The organism is Mucilaginibacter sp. JRF (assembly GCF_015223065.1).
Lineage (GTDB): Bacteria > Bacteroidota > Bacteroidia > Sphingobacteriales > Sphingobacteriaceae > Mucilaginibacter.
In genome coordinates this window covers 216,763-232,527 of the sequence record NZ_JADFBY010000003.1, presented here as the reverse complement: position 1 = coordinate 232,527, position 15,765 = coordinate 216,763, and the positions used below count along the sequence as shown (strand labels likewise).

Annotated in this window: 17 protein-coding genes; 11 read left to right on the top strand and 6 right to left on the bottom strand. The window is 46.1% G+C overall.

Translation table 11 applies throughout. The features are described 5' to 3' along the window. Positions 1-42 precede the first annotated feature (42 nt). Positions 43-1,050, top strand: a complete 1,008-nt coding sequence (locus tag IM792_RS09695) for a dipeptide epimerase (protein ID WP_194101654.1) — start codon at positions 43-45, stop codon at positions 1,048-1,050. A 2-nt stretch (positions 1,051-1,052) separates the two neighbouring features. Here the strand turns inward: IM792_RS09695 and IM792_RS09690 are convergent, their stop codons facing one another. Beyond that, the gene (locus IM792_RS09690; protein ID WP_194101653.1) at positions 1,053-1,241 is read right to left on the bottom strand and encodes a DUF6358 family protein; all 189 of its coding nucleotides are present in this window, start codon (positions 1,239-1,241) and stop codon (positions 1,053-1,055) included. A gap of 2 nt (positions 1,242-1,243) precedes the next feature. Then, positions 1,244-1,558: a rhodanese-like domain-containing protein gene (locus IM792_RS09685; RefSeq protein ID WP_194101652.1), complete on the bottom strand. Its 315-nt coding sequence runs from the start codon at positions 1,556-1,558 to the stop codon at positions 1,244-1,246. Positions 1,559-1,815: 257 nt separating this feature from the next. On the opposite strand from IM792_RS09685, the gene IM792_RS09680 reads away from it, so the two are divergent. The 3 genes from IM792_RS09680 to IM792_RS09670 all read left to right on the top strand — a co-directional run bounded on the left by IM792_RS09680 (position 1,816) and on the right by IM792_RS09670 (position 6,238). Further along, the gene (locus tag IM792_RS09680) at positions 1,816-2,934 is read left to right on the top strand and encodes a DUF4407 domain-containing protein (RefSeq protein WP_194101651.1); all 1,119 of its coding nucleotides are present in this window, start codon (positions 1,816-1,818) and stop codon (positions 2,932-2,934) included. 99 nt (positions 2,935-3,033) lie between these two features. After that, positions 3,034-4,935 carry a PDZ domain-containing protein gene (locus IM792_RS09675; RefSeq protein ID WP_194101650.1) on the top strand — a complete coding sequence of 634 codons (1,902 nt, stop codon included), beginning with the start codon at positions 3,034-3,036 and terminating at the stop codon, positions 4,933-4,935. Positions 4,936-4,939: 4 nt separating this feature from the next. After that, complete coding sequence (locus IM792_RS09670) at positions 4,940-6,238, top strand: M20/M25/M40 family metallo-hydrolase (protein WP_194101649.1); 1,299 nt, start codon at positions 4,940-4,942, stop codon at positions 6,236-6,238. A gap of 9 nt (positions 6,239-6,247) precedes the next feature. On the opposite strand, the gene IM792_RS09665 is transcribed toward IM792_RS09670, so the two are convergent. Beyond that, complete coding sequence (locus IM792_RS09665; RefSeq protein WP_194101648.1) at positions 6,248-6,601, bottom strand: MmcQ/YjbR family DNA-binding protein; 354 nt, start codon at positions 6,599-6,601, stop codon at positions 6,248-6,250. 78 nt (positions 6,602-6,679) lie between these two features. Between IM792_RS09665 and pepT the strand changes: the two genes are divergently transcribed. Together pepT and dinB are read left to right on the top strand one after the other, a co-directional pair. Further along, positions 6,680-7,927: a peptidase T gene (gene pepT / locus IM792_RS09660; protein WP_194101647.1), complete on the top strand. Its 1,248-nt coding sequence runs from the start codon at positions 6,680-6,682 to the stop codon at positions 7,925-7,927. A gap of 10 nt (positions 7,928-7,937) precedes the next feature. Beyond that, complete coding sequence (dinB, locus tag IM792_RS09655; RefSeq protein WP_194101646.1) at positions 7,938-9,038, top strand: DNA polymerase IV; 1,101 nt, start codon at positions 7,938-7,940, stop codon at positions 9,036-9,038. Positions 9,039-9,045: 7 nt separating this feature from the next. Here the strand turns inward: dinB and IM792_RS09650 are convergent, their stop codons facing one another. Beyond that, positions 9,046-9,654, bottom strand: a complete 609-nt coding sequence (locus IM792_RS09650) for a DUF1684 domain-containing protein (RefSeq protein ID WP_194101645.1) — start codon at positions 9,652-9,654, stop codon at positions 9,046-9,048. Between the two features lie 2 nt (positions 9,655-9,656). Beyond that, on the bottom strand, positions 9,657-10,658 hold the full coding sequence (locus tag IM792_RS09645) for a hypothetical protein (RefSeq protein ID WP_194101644.1): 1,002 nt from the start codon (positions 10,656-10,658) through the stop codon (positions 9,657-9,659). Positions 10,659-10,795: 137 nt separating this feature from the next. On the opposite strand from IM792_RS09645, the gene IM792_RS09640 reads away from it, so the two are divergent. The 5 genes from IM792_RS09640 to IM792_RS09620 all read left to right on the top strand — a co-directional run bounded on the left by IM792_RS09640 (position 10,796) and on the right by IM792_RS09620 (position 15,544). Continuing rightward, positions 10,796-11,998 carry a hypothetical protein gene (locus IM792_RS09640; RefSeq protein WP_228085010.1) on the top strand — a complete coding sequence of 401 codons (1,203 nt, stop codon included), beginning with the start codon at positions 10,796-10,798 and terminating at the stop codon, positions 11,996-11,998. 33 nt (positions 11,999-12,031) lie between these two features. Continuing rightward, positions 12,032-12,715, top strand: a complete 684-nt coding sequence (locus IM792_RS09635) for a pseudouridine synthase (protein ID WP_194101643.1) — start codon at positions 12,032-12,034, stop codon at positions 12,713-12,715. An 88-nt stretch (positions 12,716-12,803) separates the two neighbouring features. Further along, entirely contained in the window at positions 12,804-13,499 is a 696-nt protein-coding gene (locus tag IM792_RS09630; protein WP_194101642.1) for a PAS domain S-box protein, read from the top strand. Between the two features lie 291 nt (positions 13,500-13,790). Beyond that, complete coding sequence (locus tag IM792_RS09625; protein ID WP_194101641.1) at positions 13,791-14,369, top strand: NlpC/P60 family protein; 579 nt, start codon at positions 13,791-13,793, stop codon at positions 14,367-14,369. A gap of 17 nt (positions 14,370-14,386) precedes the next feature. Then, positions 14,387-15,544, top strand: coding sequence for a CapA family protein (locus tag IM792_RS09620; RefSeq protein WP_194101640.1), 1,158 nt, complete (start codon positions 14,387-14,389; stop codon positions 15,542-15,544). On the opposite strand, the gene IM792_RS09615 is transcribed toward IM792_RS09620, so the two are convergent. Then, positions 15,541-15,729 carry a hypothetical protein gene (locus IM792_RS09615; protein WP_194101639.1) on the bottom strand — a complete coding sequence of 63 codons (189 nt, stop codon included), beginning with the start codon at positions 15,727-15,729 and terminating at the stop codon, positions 15,541-15,543. The two genes, IM792_RS09620 and IM792_RS09615, sit on opposite strands and share 4 nt — an antisense overlap. Between the last annotated feature and the right edge of the window lie 36 nt (positions 15,730-15,765).

Below are 15,765 nucleotides of genomic sequence, written 5' to 3'. Positions count from 1 at the left end.
AGCACGATTTTGATTGCAAAACTTTAGCTTTGATTTTATAACATGCAACTGACTTACCGCCCATATCAACTGCAATTAAAGCACCCGTTCACCATTGCCAAATTTACACGCACGGCCACGCCCGTAATGCTGGTTGAAATTGAGCATGAGGGTTATACAGGCCACGGCGAAGCATCAATGGTGCCCTACATGGGCGAGAGCCACGAAACAGCCACCGCTTTTTTAAATAAGGTTGATGCAAGCCGGTTCAGTTATCCGTTTGATTTTGGGGAGATAATCAATTACCTGGATGATATTGCACCCGGTAACCCGGCCATAAAGGCGGCTATTGATATTGCCCTGCACGATCTGGATGGTAAACTGCGCCAAACACCCTGCTGGCAACTGTTCGGCAGCGATCCTGCGTTGATGCCGCCCACAAGTTACACCATTGGTATTGACACGCCCGATGTTGTTCGCCAAAAAGTGCTTAGTGCACCCGATGTAAAAGTGTTAAAAGTAAAGTTGGGGCGGGAGAATGATAAGGAGCTGATCGAAGCCATCCGTTCGGTAAGTAATTTGCCTTTATATGCCGATGCCAACCAGGGCTGGACGGATAAACAACAGGCTTTGGACATGATACTTTGGCTGCACCAACAAGGCGTGCAATTGATAGAACAACCCATGAATAAGCTGGACGCGGATGGCAACGCCTGGCTAACCCAGCATAGCCCGATACCTATTATTGGTGATGAAGCTGTGCAACGCCTGCCCGATGTAGAAAGGGCTGCCGGGGTTTATCATGGCATCAATATAAAGCTAATGAAATCGGCAGGGATGTATGAGGGCCGGCAGATTATAAAAAAAGCCCGATCGCTCGGGCTAAAAGTTTTGATAGGCAGTATGAGCGAAACAAGCTGTGCCACATTGGCCGCTGCCGCCCTTGCCCCGCAATGTGACTGGGCCGACCTGGATGGGCCATTGCTTACAACCAATAACCCTTACGCTATGCCCGGCCTTAATAACGGCTGCTGGCAGTTAACCAGCCAGCCCGGCCTGGGGCTAACTTAAGCTTATGGCTTTTTGGTAAGCTGGCGTACCTCTTTTATAAGGCGTACCTTTAAAATGATAAGCATTACGGCAACAAATGCCGCGCCTAACAACCAGCTCCAGTGCTTTTGCAAAAAACCCTCGTAGGCTATAAAAAGGCATACTATTATGCCCACATTGTAAAGCGTATTAAGTGCTACCTTTTTGCCCATAATTAATATACCTCTATGGTTGGGTCAATTTCGGCCTGCCATGCCAGTATACCGCCTTGCAGGTTATACAGGTTGGTAAAGCCCTGCTGCTCAAGCTGCATAATGGCTGCCGCACTGCGTTTGCCGCTACGGCACATTACCACAACCGGTTTGTCTTTATATAATTTATCGGCCTCGACAAGGATGCCACCCAGCGGAATATGCTGCCCGCCGATGTTTGAAGTTTGATACTCAAAATCCTCCCTAACGTCTATCAGTTGGAAATCCTCGCCGCGGTCAAGTTTCTCTTTTAGCTCCTGTACGGTTATCTCGTTCATGGTATTTAAAATAATGTTTTCAAATGTATGATTTTTCTGTAAACGTAAACAGTTTGGCTTGGTTTGGGCGGCCAATTCTTTACAATATGCTGTCATTATAACTAATAACTTCGCTAAACTACTAACGGCTAAGTACATCATATAGTTCATAGCGCCGGGATGCAGCGCCTGCCATCTCAAAAATGTTTTGGTAAAAGCTGTAACAATAACACCCCCAGGGCGTTTTATATAATAGTTTACGTAGACAGTAATAATTGATGAAAAAAATTACACGCTTCTTTTGGTTCTGTTCAGGAGCGCATATAGATACGCTTAAAAAATACCCCATTGAGCATAACAAATATATAGGTATCGGGGCAACTATATTTTTTACGGCGCTTTTTGCCGCCCTGTCAGGCGGTTATGCCATGTACTTTGTGTTTAGCGGAAGCGCGTTCGCCGTTGGCTTCGCCATTCTGTTTGGTTTGCTGTGGGGTACGGCCATCTTTAATATGGACCGTTACATTGTATCAAGCATCAACAAAGAGGGCAGCACCAACCAGCAGATATTACAGGCATCGCCACGTATATTATTGGCTATAATGATAGGTATTGTAATATCGCGCCCATTGGAGCTGAAGATATTTGATAAGGAGATACGCACCAAGCTCAAAACATCGTACCTTAAAAGCCAGCAGCGTAAAATTGATACCTTGCAAAAAACCTATCAGGATAAGTATGCCATGGAGCTGGGCAAGAATACCGAACTGAAAAAGGAAAAGGATTCGTTAGAACGTGATATTAACCGCTCACGCTTTCAGTTGAATCAGGAGGTATTTGGCGATAAAACCAACCAAACATCGGGCATAACAGGCTATGGCACCTACGCCAAGCAAAAGGAAGCCGTGTTGAAAGAAAAGCAGGACAGGCTAAAAACCGTAACCGGCGATATGGCCAATATGGAGCAATACCTGAGCGCCCGTAAAAACTACGAGGGGTTGAACAGCACCAAGCTATTTTCGGATAAGCAACTGGATAGCCTGGCCGGCGTAGCCGGTTTCTCTGACCGTAACTGGGCATTGGGACAACTATCATACACCGAAAAAGGTGAGCGCGATCTGGATACTTACTTGGCCATAGCGTTTATTGGCTACCTGTTTATTTTGTTTGAGTGTTTGCCGGTGTTTGTAAAGCTGATGTCGCCCAAAGGGCCTTATGATGTGGCGGTAGCTAAAATTGCCGAGGCCAATGTTCACTACGCCGAACGCGATAAGGAGCGCGACATTGCCGTTACCGATAATGTGTACGATCATCACCTCGAATCAGACATTGACAAGCGAAAGCAGATCATCTCCGGGCAGTCTGAATATGATCTTAGTCGCCATAGTTATGATTAACAGGGTGATATAGCAACGTATAGTAGCCGTAATCAATAATTTACATGTTTGTTAAGTTATAAACTCGTATTTTTCGGGCCATTTATTTAACTGCACTTCATGAAAAAATTGTTACTTACTGCGGTTGTGTGCCTGGCGGTATCAACAACGTATGGTCAGCGTAAGCGCCACCGTTCGCGCCCGGTTTACAACAGCAGCCCTGTTTATTATACGGTATCGTTCCCCAACGCGGTACACCACGAAGCCGAAATTGTTATGACGCTCACCTCGGCACCGCAAGGTCCGCTGCGTGTACGCATGAGCCGCTCATCTCCGGGCAGGTATGCCACGCACGAGTTTGGCAAGAACATCTATAACGTAAAGGCTTATACCAACAAAGGTTCTGAATTGCCCATCAAACAAATTGAGGGCGATCTGTACGAGATACCATCCCATCAATCAGTAGTAAATGTAAGCTATACCCTGTTTGGTAACTGGGTTGATGGTACCTATGCCGGAATTGACGCAGGCCAGGCGCACCTGAACATGCCTGCCTCGTTTATGTGGGCCGTAGGTTTTGACCGCCGCCCGGTAAAAATTCAGTTCATTGATCTGGACAAGCACCAGTGGAAGGTATCATCCCAACTAAAATATGAGGGCAACGCCACTTACACCGCCCCTAATTTGCAATATATGATGGATAGCCCTACCGAGCTATCAGGTTACAAACAGGTAAGCTGGGAGGTGACTAATCCGACAGGTAAAAGACAAAAAATAAACCTGAATGTATACTCCGACGATAATCAGCAGGTGATCAACTCCTTTGCACAAATGGTGCAAAAAGTAGTGCTGGAGGAGCAGGCCGTATTTGGCGAATTGCCCGATTACGATTATGGCGAGTATACCTTTATCAACAACGTGCACTCTACCGTTAACGGCGATGGTATGGAACACCGCAACTCCACCATTATTACCGACCCGATAGATAAGATAGAAGGCAATGAGTTGCAGGTGCTGGGCACGTTCTCGCACGAGTATTTTCATAGCTGGAATGTGGAGCGCATCCGCCCGAAATCATTAGAACCATTTGATTTTACCCACTCTAATCAAAGCAGCGAGCTGTGGTTTGCCGAGGGTTTTACCCAATACTACGGCGAAATGCTGTTGAAAAGGGCCGGTTTTTACACGGTTGATGATTACGCGCAGGTACTGCATGGTTTGGTGAATTCGGTATTGAATACGCCGGGAGCCAAAAAATATCCGCCGGTGCAAATGAGCCGCTATGCCGTTTTCGCGGATGCGGGCGTATCTATCGACATGAATAATAACTCGAACATCTTTACCTCATATTACGTGTATGGCGGCGCTACCGCCCTGGCGCTTGATCTGCGTTTGCGTGCCGAGTTCAACCTTACGCTTGATGATTACATGCGCTTTGTATGGAAAAAATATGGCAAAACCGAAAAGCCTTACACCGTGCCAATGCTGCAATTAGCGCTGGCGCAGTTTACCAAGGAGCCGGCCTTTGCGTCAGATTTTTTCAGGCAGTATATTTATGGTACGGCGAAGAATAATTACGAAGGATTACTGGCTAACGCCGGGTATGTGTTACGTAAAGAAAATCCGGATAAGGCATGGGCTGGTTCGCTGTCAACAGGTGGCGGTCGTGTAAAATCAGGTCAGGCGCATGCCTCGTACGCGGCAAACGGATTATTGGTAGCCCTGCCAACCGTTGAGGGTACACCCTGGTACAAAGCCGGTATTGACGCGGGCGATGTGATACTTACTATTGATGGTATGCCGGTAAAATCAACAAAAGATGTTGATGATCTGTTAAACACCAAAAAGCCGGGCGATAAGTTGGCCATTAAATACCACAACCGTAGCGGCGACCATGATGCCACCCTAACCCTCGAAGCAAACCCTTATTTTGAAGTGGTGAGCTTTGAAAAGGCAGGCAAAACATTAACCAAGGAGCAGGAAACATTCAGAAATAACTGGTTACAATCAAAAGTAAAATAACATCATGATAAAGAATTTTTTAGTAGCGGGATTACTGCTTAGCGCGACTGCCGGCACCCAAGCTCAAAACGTAAATAAGCTGATAGATCAGGAAGATGTTGGTCGTATCATCAAAACCCTCGCAGCTGATGATATGCAGGGCCGTGGCAGCTTTACGCCGGGCATTGATAAGGCCGCAAAATTTATTGAGGGCGAGTTTAAAAAGATCGGACTGAAACCGTTAGCGGGCGAGAAGGATTTTCGTCAATCGTTCAGTGTGGTACGTTCAACACCGGTTAACATACAGGTAAGCATCAATGGCAAACCGGTACTTACCGAAAATGCTTTTGCCTCAGCAGGTGCCTCATTTAAATGGACGGCTGCCAGCGGCGCCGAGGTAGCTACATTGGCCGCCGGTCAGGATTTTCGTACCGAGTACCGCAAGTACACCTCGTCGGGCAAAAATATGCTGATTTTGGTTGACCCATCATTCGCTAACTTTTTCGGCAGGTTGCGTGGCCGTGCTATGGACGGCGGCGTAAGCATGAAGGTGGATAGCAGCCAGGCCTTAGTATTTGTGTTGGGCAAGTTTGATAATGTATCAAATTACGAAGTAAGCTACGAGGTAAAAAATGAGGAAGCTCCGTTATTTAACGTAGCAGGCATGATCAAGGGTAAATCAAAACCTGATGAATACGTGGTTTTCTCGGGACATTATGACCACCTGGGTGTCATCAAGCCAACCGAACAGGACAGTATAGCTAACGGCGCTGATGATGATGCATCGGGTACTACGGCAGTTATCGCGTTAGCCAAATACTACAAAAAACTAAACAACAATGCCCGCACCTTAATATTTGTAGCCTTTACAGCCGAAGAAATTGGCGGTTACGGTTCGCAATATTTTTCAAATAAAGTCGATCCGGATAAAACCGTGGCCATGTTCAATATCGAGATGATAGGTAAGGCATCAAAATTCGGCACCAACTCGGCATTTATTACGGGTTATGAGCGTTCGGATTTTGGCACCATCCTGCAAAAGAACCTGGAAGGTACCGCCTTTAAATTTCACCCCGACCCATACCCGGATCAGCAACTGTTTTACCGCAGCGATAACGCTACCCTGGCAAGGCATGGCGTACCGGCACATACCATCTCAACCGATCAGATAGATATTGATAAACTGTATCATACGGTGAAAGATGAATTCGGCTCGCTGGATGTAAGCAATATTACCTCAACCATACGTGCCATAGCCCTAAGCTCGCGCAGCATTGTTGCCGGTAAGGATACGCCGACACGCATCCCAAAAATGGAAGACTAATAAGCCATTTTATTTATCAGAACTAATTTCGGCCTGCTGTTTTTTCGGCAGGCTTTTTAGTACCAGCTCATACGAGTGGTCGATCATGTCGTGCAGTTGTTTTAGGGTGAGGCTGGCGTCCATTTGCACAGTGTTCCAATGCTTTTTATTCATGTGGTAGCCGGGCTGTACTTCGGGGTGTTGCTCGCGTAGTTCAACGGCCAGTTCAGGGTCGCATTTTGCGTTAAAGCTGTTGCTGTCGATACCGGCTAATAAAAATATTTTGCCGCCAACCTTAAACACCAGCGTATCATCACCAAACGGAAAGCTCTCGTCGGCAGCGGGTTTGGCCAGGCAGTAGTCGCGCAGTTCTTCAATATTCATGGTAAAAGGTATTTATGCTGATTGTCAAAAATACCTTTTTAGGTTTCAATTGTTAAACGGATAATTATAATTGTAACTATGAATCTGTCAGCACTAAAATATACCGTTGCCGAACGCTTTTTGCGCTACGTAACCATCGATACACAATCAGACCCGGAATCGCCCACCTGCCCATCAACCGAAAAGCAAAAGGATCTGGGACGGGTGCTGGTTGCCGAGCTGCTTGAAATTGGCCTAACCGATGCGCATTTGGACGAGCATGGCTATGTGTATGCCACCATCCCCGCCAATACGGATAAGGATGTGCCGGTGATCTGCTTCTGCTCGCACATGGATACCGCGCCCGATTGCAGCGGAACCAATGTTAAACCCATAGTACATAAAAATTATACCGGTGCCGATATTGTATTGCCTGATGATGATACGCAGGTGATCCGCCTCGCTGATCATCCCGATCTGAAAAACCAATTGGGTAATGATGTGATCACGGCCAGCGGTAACACATTGTTGGGTGCCGATAATAAGGCTGGTGTGGCTGAGATAATGGATGCCTGCTACCAGCTGATGAACAACCCGCAGCTCAAACACGGCGTTATTAAAATACTGTTCACCCCGGATGAGGAAATTGGCCGTGGGGTGGACAAGGTAGATATTGATAAGGTGGGTGCCTATGCCGCTTACACCATGGATGGCGAGAGCGCCGGTAACCTGGAAAACGAAACATTCTCGGCCGATGGTGCTAAGCTAACCATCAACGGTGTGAGCGCGCATCCGGGTTTTGCCAAGGGTAAAATGGAGAGCGCCATTAAAATTGCGGGCGAGATAATTGCAGCCCTGCCTTTTGAGCTTTCGCCGGAGGGGACGGAGGATATGGAAGGTTTTATTCACCCGGTTGGCATTCAAGGCCATGTAGAAACCGCCACTATTGAGTTTATACTGCGCGATTTTTATGAAGATAAACTGCACGGCCATGCCGAAACATTGAAGCTGATTGCCAACAATGTATTAGCCAACTACCCGGCCTCATCCTACTCGCTGAAGGTATCTGAACAATACCGCAACATGAAGGTGGTTTTGGATAAGCATCCTGAAATTACCGAATATGGATTAGAGGCTATCCGCCGTGCGGGTATGGAGGCTAAGCTTTGCAGCATACGTGGTGGTACGGATGGTTCGCGCCTGTCATTCATGGGTTTGCCATGCCCTAATATTTTCGCGGGCGAGCATGCTTTCCATAGCAAACAGGAGTGGGTATCGGTACAGGATATGCAAAAGGCTGTTGATACCATTTTGCACCTTTGCGCTATCTGGGAAGAAAAAGCCTAATACATTAACCATGGCCGATGATGCTCAAAACATACGCCGAAAGATCATCCATATTGATATGGATGCTTTCTACGCGTCGGTTGAGCAGCGCGATAACCCCGAATACCGGGGCAAGGCCCTGGTAGTAGGTGGCCTGCCCGAAGGGCGGGGCGGTGTGGTAGCCACGGCCAGTTATGAGGCGCGCAAGTTTGGGGTACGGTCGGCCATGTCGTCAAAACAAGCCTTGCAGCTGTGCCCCCATGCTATTTTTATACGGCCACGCTTTGCTGCGTACAAAGAGGTGTCGCAAAAAATACGGGAGATATTCCGCAGGTATACCGACCTGATCGAGCCCCTATCATTAGATGAAGCCTACCTGGATGTAACTACCGATAAATTGGAAGTAGGCTCGGCCATAGAAATAGCCAAACAGATAAAGGATGCTATTAAGAACGAGTTGCAGTTAACCGCTTCGGCGGGAGTATCCGTCAATAAATTCGTGGCCAAAATAGCATCGGACATGAACAAGCCCGATGGCCTTACCTTTATCGGACCATCGCAAATTGAGGCCTTTATGGAGAAGCTGCCGGTAGAGAAATTCTTTGGCGTGGGCAAGGTAACCGCCACCAAAATGAAAAACATGGGTCTGCATACCGGTGCCGACCTGAAACGGCTTACCGAGGATGAAATGACCAAAGCCTTTGGCAAGGCCGGGCGGTTTTATTACCAGATCATCCGTGGTATTGATAACCGGGCGGTACAGCCGCATCGCGAAACCAAATCTGTTGGTGCTGAAGATACCTTTGCTTATGATCTTACCCAACTGGATGAGATGAACCCCGAGCTCGACCGTATTGCCGAAACTGTAGCCAACCGCCTGCAACGGTATGAACTGAAAGGCCGCACGGTAACACTCAAGGTAAAGTATCACGATTTCAGGCAGATCACCCGTAATCAATCGGTATTGACACCTGTTAGCACCGCTACCGAGATCGCACAACTGGCCAAGCAATTACTTGCCCTTGCGGCTACTGATGATATGAAGGTACGCCTGCTGGGTATATCCCTCTCCAACTTTGGCGAGCCGCAACGTAAGGTTGATACCAATAGCGATCAACTAAGCTTATTCTGAAAACTATTTAGTGCTTCTTTTCTCCCGCGAATAGTTTTTCGCCTGCTTCGACGCTTACCGCCAGTTTATTTTCTTTTGGTGGAACCGGGCATTGGTAACCATCGCTGTAAGCACAATATGGATTATAGGCCTTATTAAAATCGACAGTTAGCGAGCCATCCTTAATATCGTTGGCATTCATATCCATATACCTGCCACCGGGATAGGTTAAGCCACCGTTGGTGGCATCGGTAAATGGTAAAAACAAATAATCCTTGTATTGCGGTATGGCCGAAAGCGCGGGGCTTTTATACAACGTTAATTGCAACGCTTTTCCTTTCAGGCTAAAAGTGAGTTTGGCGTAGCGCACATATTCCTGGCTATGGCCATCAAACGTGGTCAGCTTTAAAGTTGGCTCGTTTTGCAGCAGCTCCACTTTGGCTACAACGCTGTAAGTACTATCGGCATCAAAAAAACGCAGGTTAGGCAGGTCGTCCTTTTTTAACGGCGAGCGCTGCTCGGCTAAAAAGTCGTCCATATACTTTTGCCTGTGGGCGGCTATCTGTTGTTTAAAGGTTTGGGCATGTACGCTTATGGCAGCGGTTATCAGGCCTAATATTAAAAAAGCTTTCTTCATTATTATTTAAGCTTGTGCACCATCTCAAAAAACTTAACACGTGACTTTACACTTGGGCGCTCGTTATAGGCAGAGTAGTATACATAGTCCTTATACTGATCAACACCCGGCATAATGGTTGGCAAGGCCTTGCGTATAGCCAAATTCTCGGCCTTTAAAGCAATGGTATCTTTCAGGTCAATCTGTGATTGATAGCATATCTGCGGAAAGCTACCCTCAGAAGTAGTTTTTGTGAACATACCAAATATTTTAGGTTGAGTAACCACAGCCTTTATAGTATACGGAAACGGGTATTGCTTATTGGCATCATTGCCTACCTGGTAATAGATCTCGGTAAGCTGTTTCTCATATTTGTACTCCCAAAATCTGCTTGGGTGCAGGCAGTTTACTGCAAGCGCTAAAGTATTCAACGCCTCTACCGTTTGGCCTTTGCTATAGCTGTTTTTAGCATGCTCATAAAGCTGCGGGGCGGTTTTGTTATTTATGATGTACGGGGCAACATCAACCGTGCTTAGCCTCCAGCCATATTGGTAATTGGCATACACAATGGTTATAACCTCCTTGTTCGGGCCATTTTTCGGGGTGAATAGAGCCACGTACATTTCTTCGGCATAGGCTGGATAGATCAGTCGGTAAGCATTTATGCCATCACTATTGGCTACAAGTGTATCGCGGTCGTTATATTTGTTCACTACGAAAAACTCATTCATTATGGCATAGGTGCTGTCGGCCTTAAAACGGTTGGCCACCAATTCTATCTCCCGTTTGGTACCCGGGTTATCCAGTAATTCTTTTGATAGCATGTTCTCCAGCGTTTGTTTATCATCGGCCTTCATGGCGGCGATAAGCTGCTGGTTCAGCTCACGAAATTCGTGGGTGTAATCGGCAGGTATCTGGTCATTCTTCCAAAAACCGGGCTCCTTGGTTTTGCAGCCTTGAGCAAACGCGGTAAGTACAATTAGTACAGTTACTAATGTTGAGGGCTTAAGTAATAGGGGTTTCATAACAGATGGTAAATATACAAATCAAAATGTTGCCTGTATTTGTATTATTACAATTGTGCTATTGTTGTCCCTTAAAAAAATACGTATATTTAACTTACCAATTATAAATTTCAGTTTAGGCGAAAGGAGGTGTAGTGATGAGAGCGCTTGTTTTACTTATTGCTTTATTTTTTTCAGTTGCCGCCTATGGGCAGGGCAATAAGGCATCCTTTTGTTTTGATTTTTATGGCAACACCTTTTGTGCCGAGGCCGATACTTCTCTGAACAGCACCATCCATCAAAAAATATCTCCGCAGGATATTAATAACTTTTACACCGGCATTAACGGTTTAGACTATAAACCGCTGATAGGCTCATTATTAGCATGGCGCGAAAAATACCAGCTGAACGATTGGCTTTATTACCAGCTTATACGCAAAACAGCCGAACAGCTAAGCCCTAAAAATGTTAATTACGGCCGGTACACCTTATACAAATGGTACCTGCTCAGCAATTCAGGTTTTGACGCGCGCCTGGCCATTACGCCCGAAAACCGCATCATATTTTATGTTTATAATAATGAGGACATTGCCGACATTCCATTTTTTATGGTTGATGGCAAAAAATATATGTGCCTCAATTATCACGATTATGCTCATGCCGACCTGCATCAGGACCCGCCGATGCCTGTACCCATAAAGGTTGCCGGGGCTACGCACGCGTTTTCATACCTCATAACCCGCCTGCCCGATTTTAAGCCTGATAGCTACGTGGCTAAACAGTTGCAGTTTCAATACGGCAACACCATGTATCACTTTGATGTGAAGCTAAATAACGAGGTTAAAAATATCTTCGCCAATTATCCGGGGGTTGATTTTAGCTATTATTTTAACATCCCGCTAAGCAGGGAAACCTATTCGTCGCTTATACCGCCATTGCGCAAAAATGTAAAGGGCATGTCGCAAAAAAAGGGTATTGATTACCTGATGCGCTTTACCCGATACGCGTTTTTATATGAGGATGATGAGCAGAACTTCGGCAAGGAAAAACGTATGTCGCCCGAAGAAACCTTGTTTTCTGAATACAGCGATTGTGACGACCGCGCGGCCCTGTTCTTTTACCTGGTAAAAGAGATATACGATCTGCCGATGATTGCCATGCTATATCCAACACACATTACCATAGCGGTACAGTTTGACAAACCCATCGGGCAACCTATAGTTTACCGGGGGCGCACCTATTCGGTATGCGAACCTACCCTGCAACCCGAGGATCTGAAGATAGGGCAGCTATCATCAAAACTCAAAAAACAGGCCTACCAGGTGGTGTACAGTTACGATCCGTCGGCACCGACGCAGTAAGTGTTCGCTTAAGATGCTTACCTTTGCCACCTCATGCTCGAAATACTTTATCAGGACGAATACCTGGTGGCCATTAATAAGCCGCATGGCTTGCTGGTGCACCGTTCATCAATAGCTAATGATGCCAGCGAATTTGCCCTGCAAATACTGCGCGATCAGTTAGGACAAAAGGTATACCCTGCCCACCGTATCGACCGTAAAACCGGCGGACTACTACTATTCGCGCTGGATAAGGATAGCGAGATTGCCATGCAAAAGCAGTTTGCCAATAACGAGGTAAGCAAAAGCTACCTTGCCTTGGTACGTGGTTTCGCGCCCGATGAGGGCGAGATCGATTATCCGTTACGTAAGGAGAACGGCACTTTGCAGGATGCCTTTACCGCCTACAAAACCCTGAGCCGTGCCGAGCTGGATGTTCCTTTCGGTAAGCACCAAACATCGCGCTATTCGCTGGTTGAGGTAAAGCCGCGCACCGGGCGTATGCACCAGATACGCAAACACATGGCCCATATATTTTACCCCATAATTGGCGATCGTACTCACGGCTGCAACAAGCAAAACAAATTGTTTAAGGAGCGCTGGGAAATTGAAACCATGTTTCTGCATGCCGAAAGCGTAGCGTTCGTACATCCTGTTATCAGGCAAAACATCAGCATAAAAGCCGGTTTACAGCCCGAATTTATGGCGGTGTTAGATCTGATGGGCATTAATCTGTAGTTAACACTTCCGTTATTTCAGGAAACATTAAGTTGCTATTGGTGGTTATATAATTTACCAGGGATTTTTTTATATAACATCCGTACCCATGAAAGTAGCACTCACACCACAATTACTTGGCGACCTGATAGAAAAGGGATTTACCCACATGCTGGCCAGCGAAAATTATGAGGCCGATGCCTCGCGCAATGCGCCCTTGATACTGAAACCGCTAAAATCAGCGCCGGTATTGCAGCAACTGCCTGATGGGTACCAAACTTATTACCGCATTACCCGCGAGCCCATGCAAATGTGCTGTGGTTTGGCAGACATTGATGTTTGGGTTGAGTATGATAGCAACATTGATGAGGGTGGCGTTGACCCTGCAACTGTTTATAACGACAGCTATTTCAGAATGAGCGAAAGCTTTTTCAGACAGGTACTTGACAGCCTTGACGATTACTGCGTTTTTACCACCGATACCTGGGGCAATGTAAACAGCTGGAACAACGGCGCGCAAAAAGTATTGGGCTATACCGAGAACGAGGTGCTGGGTTTTAGCGCCGATGTATTTTTTACGACTGAAGATGTAGCCCGCAATATACCTGCTACCGAACTTACCACAGCGCTGAAAGAAGGCCGTGCCATTGACGAGCGGAACCATGTACGTAAGGACGGCTCAAAGTTTTGGGGTACCGGCCTGGTGTTCCCCCTATATGATGAAGAACATAAGCATCGCGGCTACACAAAAATTATGCGAAATTTGCGCGAAGAAAAGGAATCGCGGGAGCAGAATGAAATTTAGGTAATTTTAATTTTACAGAAATTATTTTTCAGCGTCTGAAACATCCAAAACTCTTTTTGCGTAGAATGCACAAAACCCTGTTTATTAAACAAATACAGGTATTTAAACTATTGTTACCGGGTACATAATTTTGTGGCGAAAGTGGGCTGGGCAATTTCACTTTTTACAAAAAAATGTATCATTTATTTGCAATATTAAATTGATTGGATAGATTTGTAGCTAACAATAGACACATTGTATAATTTAATAAACAATTTGTTGTACCCCTATTCAACAAGATAAAGAGATTAAATGAAGAAATTTACTATTGCTATCGCATTGTTCATCAGCGCATTAGGCGTTCAGGCTCAAACAAAAACAGCTACAACCGCTCCCGCTGCTGATAATACAGGCGACGATCAGGAAAGCTTAGCTAAAACATATCTTTCGCAGATAATGGGCGTTGCGCTTTCTGCAACCTCAAATCTTAAACTTTTTGAAGTAGTACACGATTGGGTAGGCACTCCTTACCGTTTTGGTGGCAACACCCGCAAAGGTATTGACTGCTCGGGCTTTACTAAAGAGGTTTACAGCAAGGTATTTAATCTTACCATCAAACGTAACTCACGTGATATTTTCAGCATGGTTGACCCTGTTCGCCGTAACGAGCTGAAAGAAGGCGATCTGGTTTTCTTTAAGATCCGCAGCCGCCGTATATCGCATATTGGTGTTTATTTAGGTAACGGCAGGTTTGCACACGCGTCATCAAAAGGTGTGGCTATCTCAAACCTGGAAGATCGTTACTACAGCCGTTACTTTTACAAAGGCGGCCGTTTAACCGCCCAGTATCAGGAAGAACTGGAAATTCCGTTGGAAGAAGAAACTAATTAGAAACTTATTTATACTAAATGCAAGATCCTTCCGTAATTACGGGAGGATTTTTTTTTGCCATGCGCCATAATCTTTACCTTTTACTACTCATCGTATTACTTGCCCCCGCCTGCAAACCCGGTAGTACCAAATCATCCACTCAACAAAACACCTCGCAGCAGGATAAATCCGCCGAACAAACAGTTATACCTTCCGGCGACATTATCAACATTGCTGCCGTTGGCGATATTATGTTGGGCACATCATATCCTGATAAAACCACCCTGCCTCGGGATAGTGCTATAAATAGTTTTAGACCCATTATTGAGCACCTGCGCAATGCCGATATAACCTTTGGTAATTTAGAGGGTGTGTTGCTGGATACCGGTGCTGCCGCTGACTTTAAACTGCATCAGCGCAGTAAATCATACCTGTTCAGGATGCCCGAGGCTTATGGGGGTATTTTGAAGAACGCGGGATTCGATCTCATCAGCATAGGTAATAACCACACTAACGATTTTGGATTGGCAGGTAGAAAAAGCACCATGCGCATACTGGATTCATTACAGATACAATATGCAGGTCTGCGTAGTAAACCAACCGCTTTGTTAAAGGTGAAGGATATTACGGTAGGTTTCTGCGCCTTTTCGCCCAACAGCCAAACCGTATCATTGCTTGATCTGCCTAATGCCGCGCGCATCATCAGCGAATTAAAACAACAGGCCGATGTGGTTATCGTATCCTTTCACGGTGGAGGCGAGGGTACCGAATATGAGCATGTAACCCGCGATACAGAAACTTACAAGGGCGAAAACCGTGGCAATGTTTACGCCTTTGCCCATAATGCCATTGATGCCGGTGCCGATGTAGTTTTAGGCCATGGCCCGCACCTTACCCGTGGCATGGAGCTGTATAATGATCGCCTTATAGCCTACAGCCTCGGTAACTTTTGCACCTATAAAGGTGTTAACACAACCGGCTTTTGCGGACTGGCGCCTTTACTCAAGATCGCCATAAACAAAAAGGGCGAGTTTACCGGCGGACAGATCATTGCCACCCGGCAAACTTACCCGCAAGGCTTACGTGTTGATACAGCCAACCGTGTCATCAAGCGCATAAAGGCATTAATCGCGACGGATTTCCCGGAATCAACCCTCAATATAGCCGATGACGGCCGTATAACACCAATGCGTTAAACAGCTTTGTCGGCCGTGTTGCGTATCAGGCTCACACCTGTAAAAAAGAATATCATAGCTATAATTCCTACCACTATCAGTGTAGTAGTTTCACCACTTTTTTGAATGATGTTCAGCCCTGTGTAAATCAGGCCGGCGATGCCCAACAGGGTAAGTATGGTGCCGAAAGTACGTTTTAAGTTCATGGTTATTTTGTGTTTGCTTTAACAAAACAAATTGCA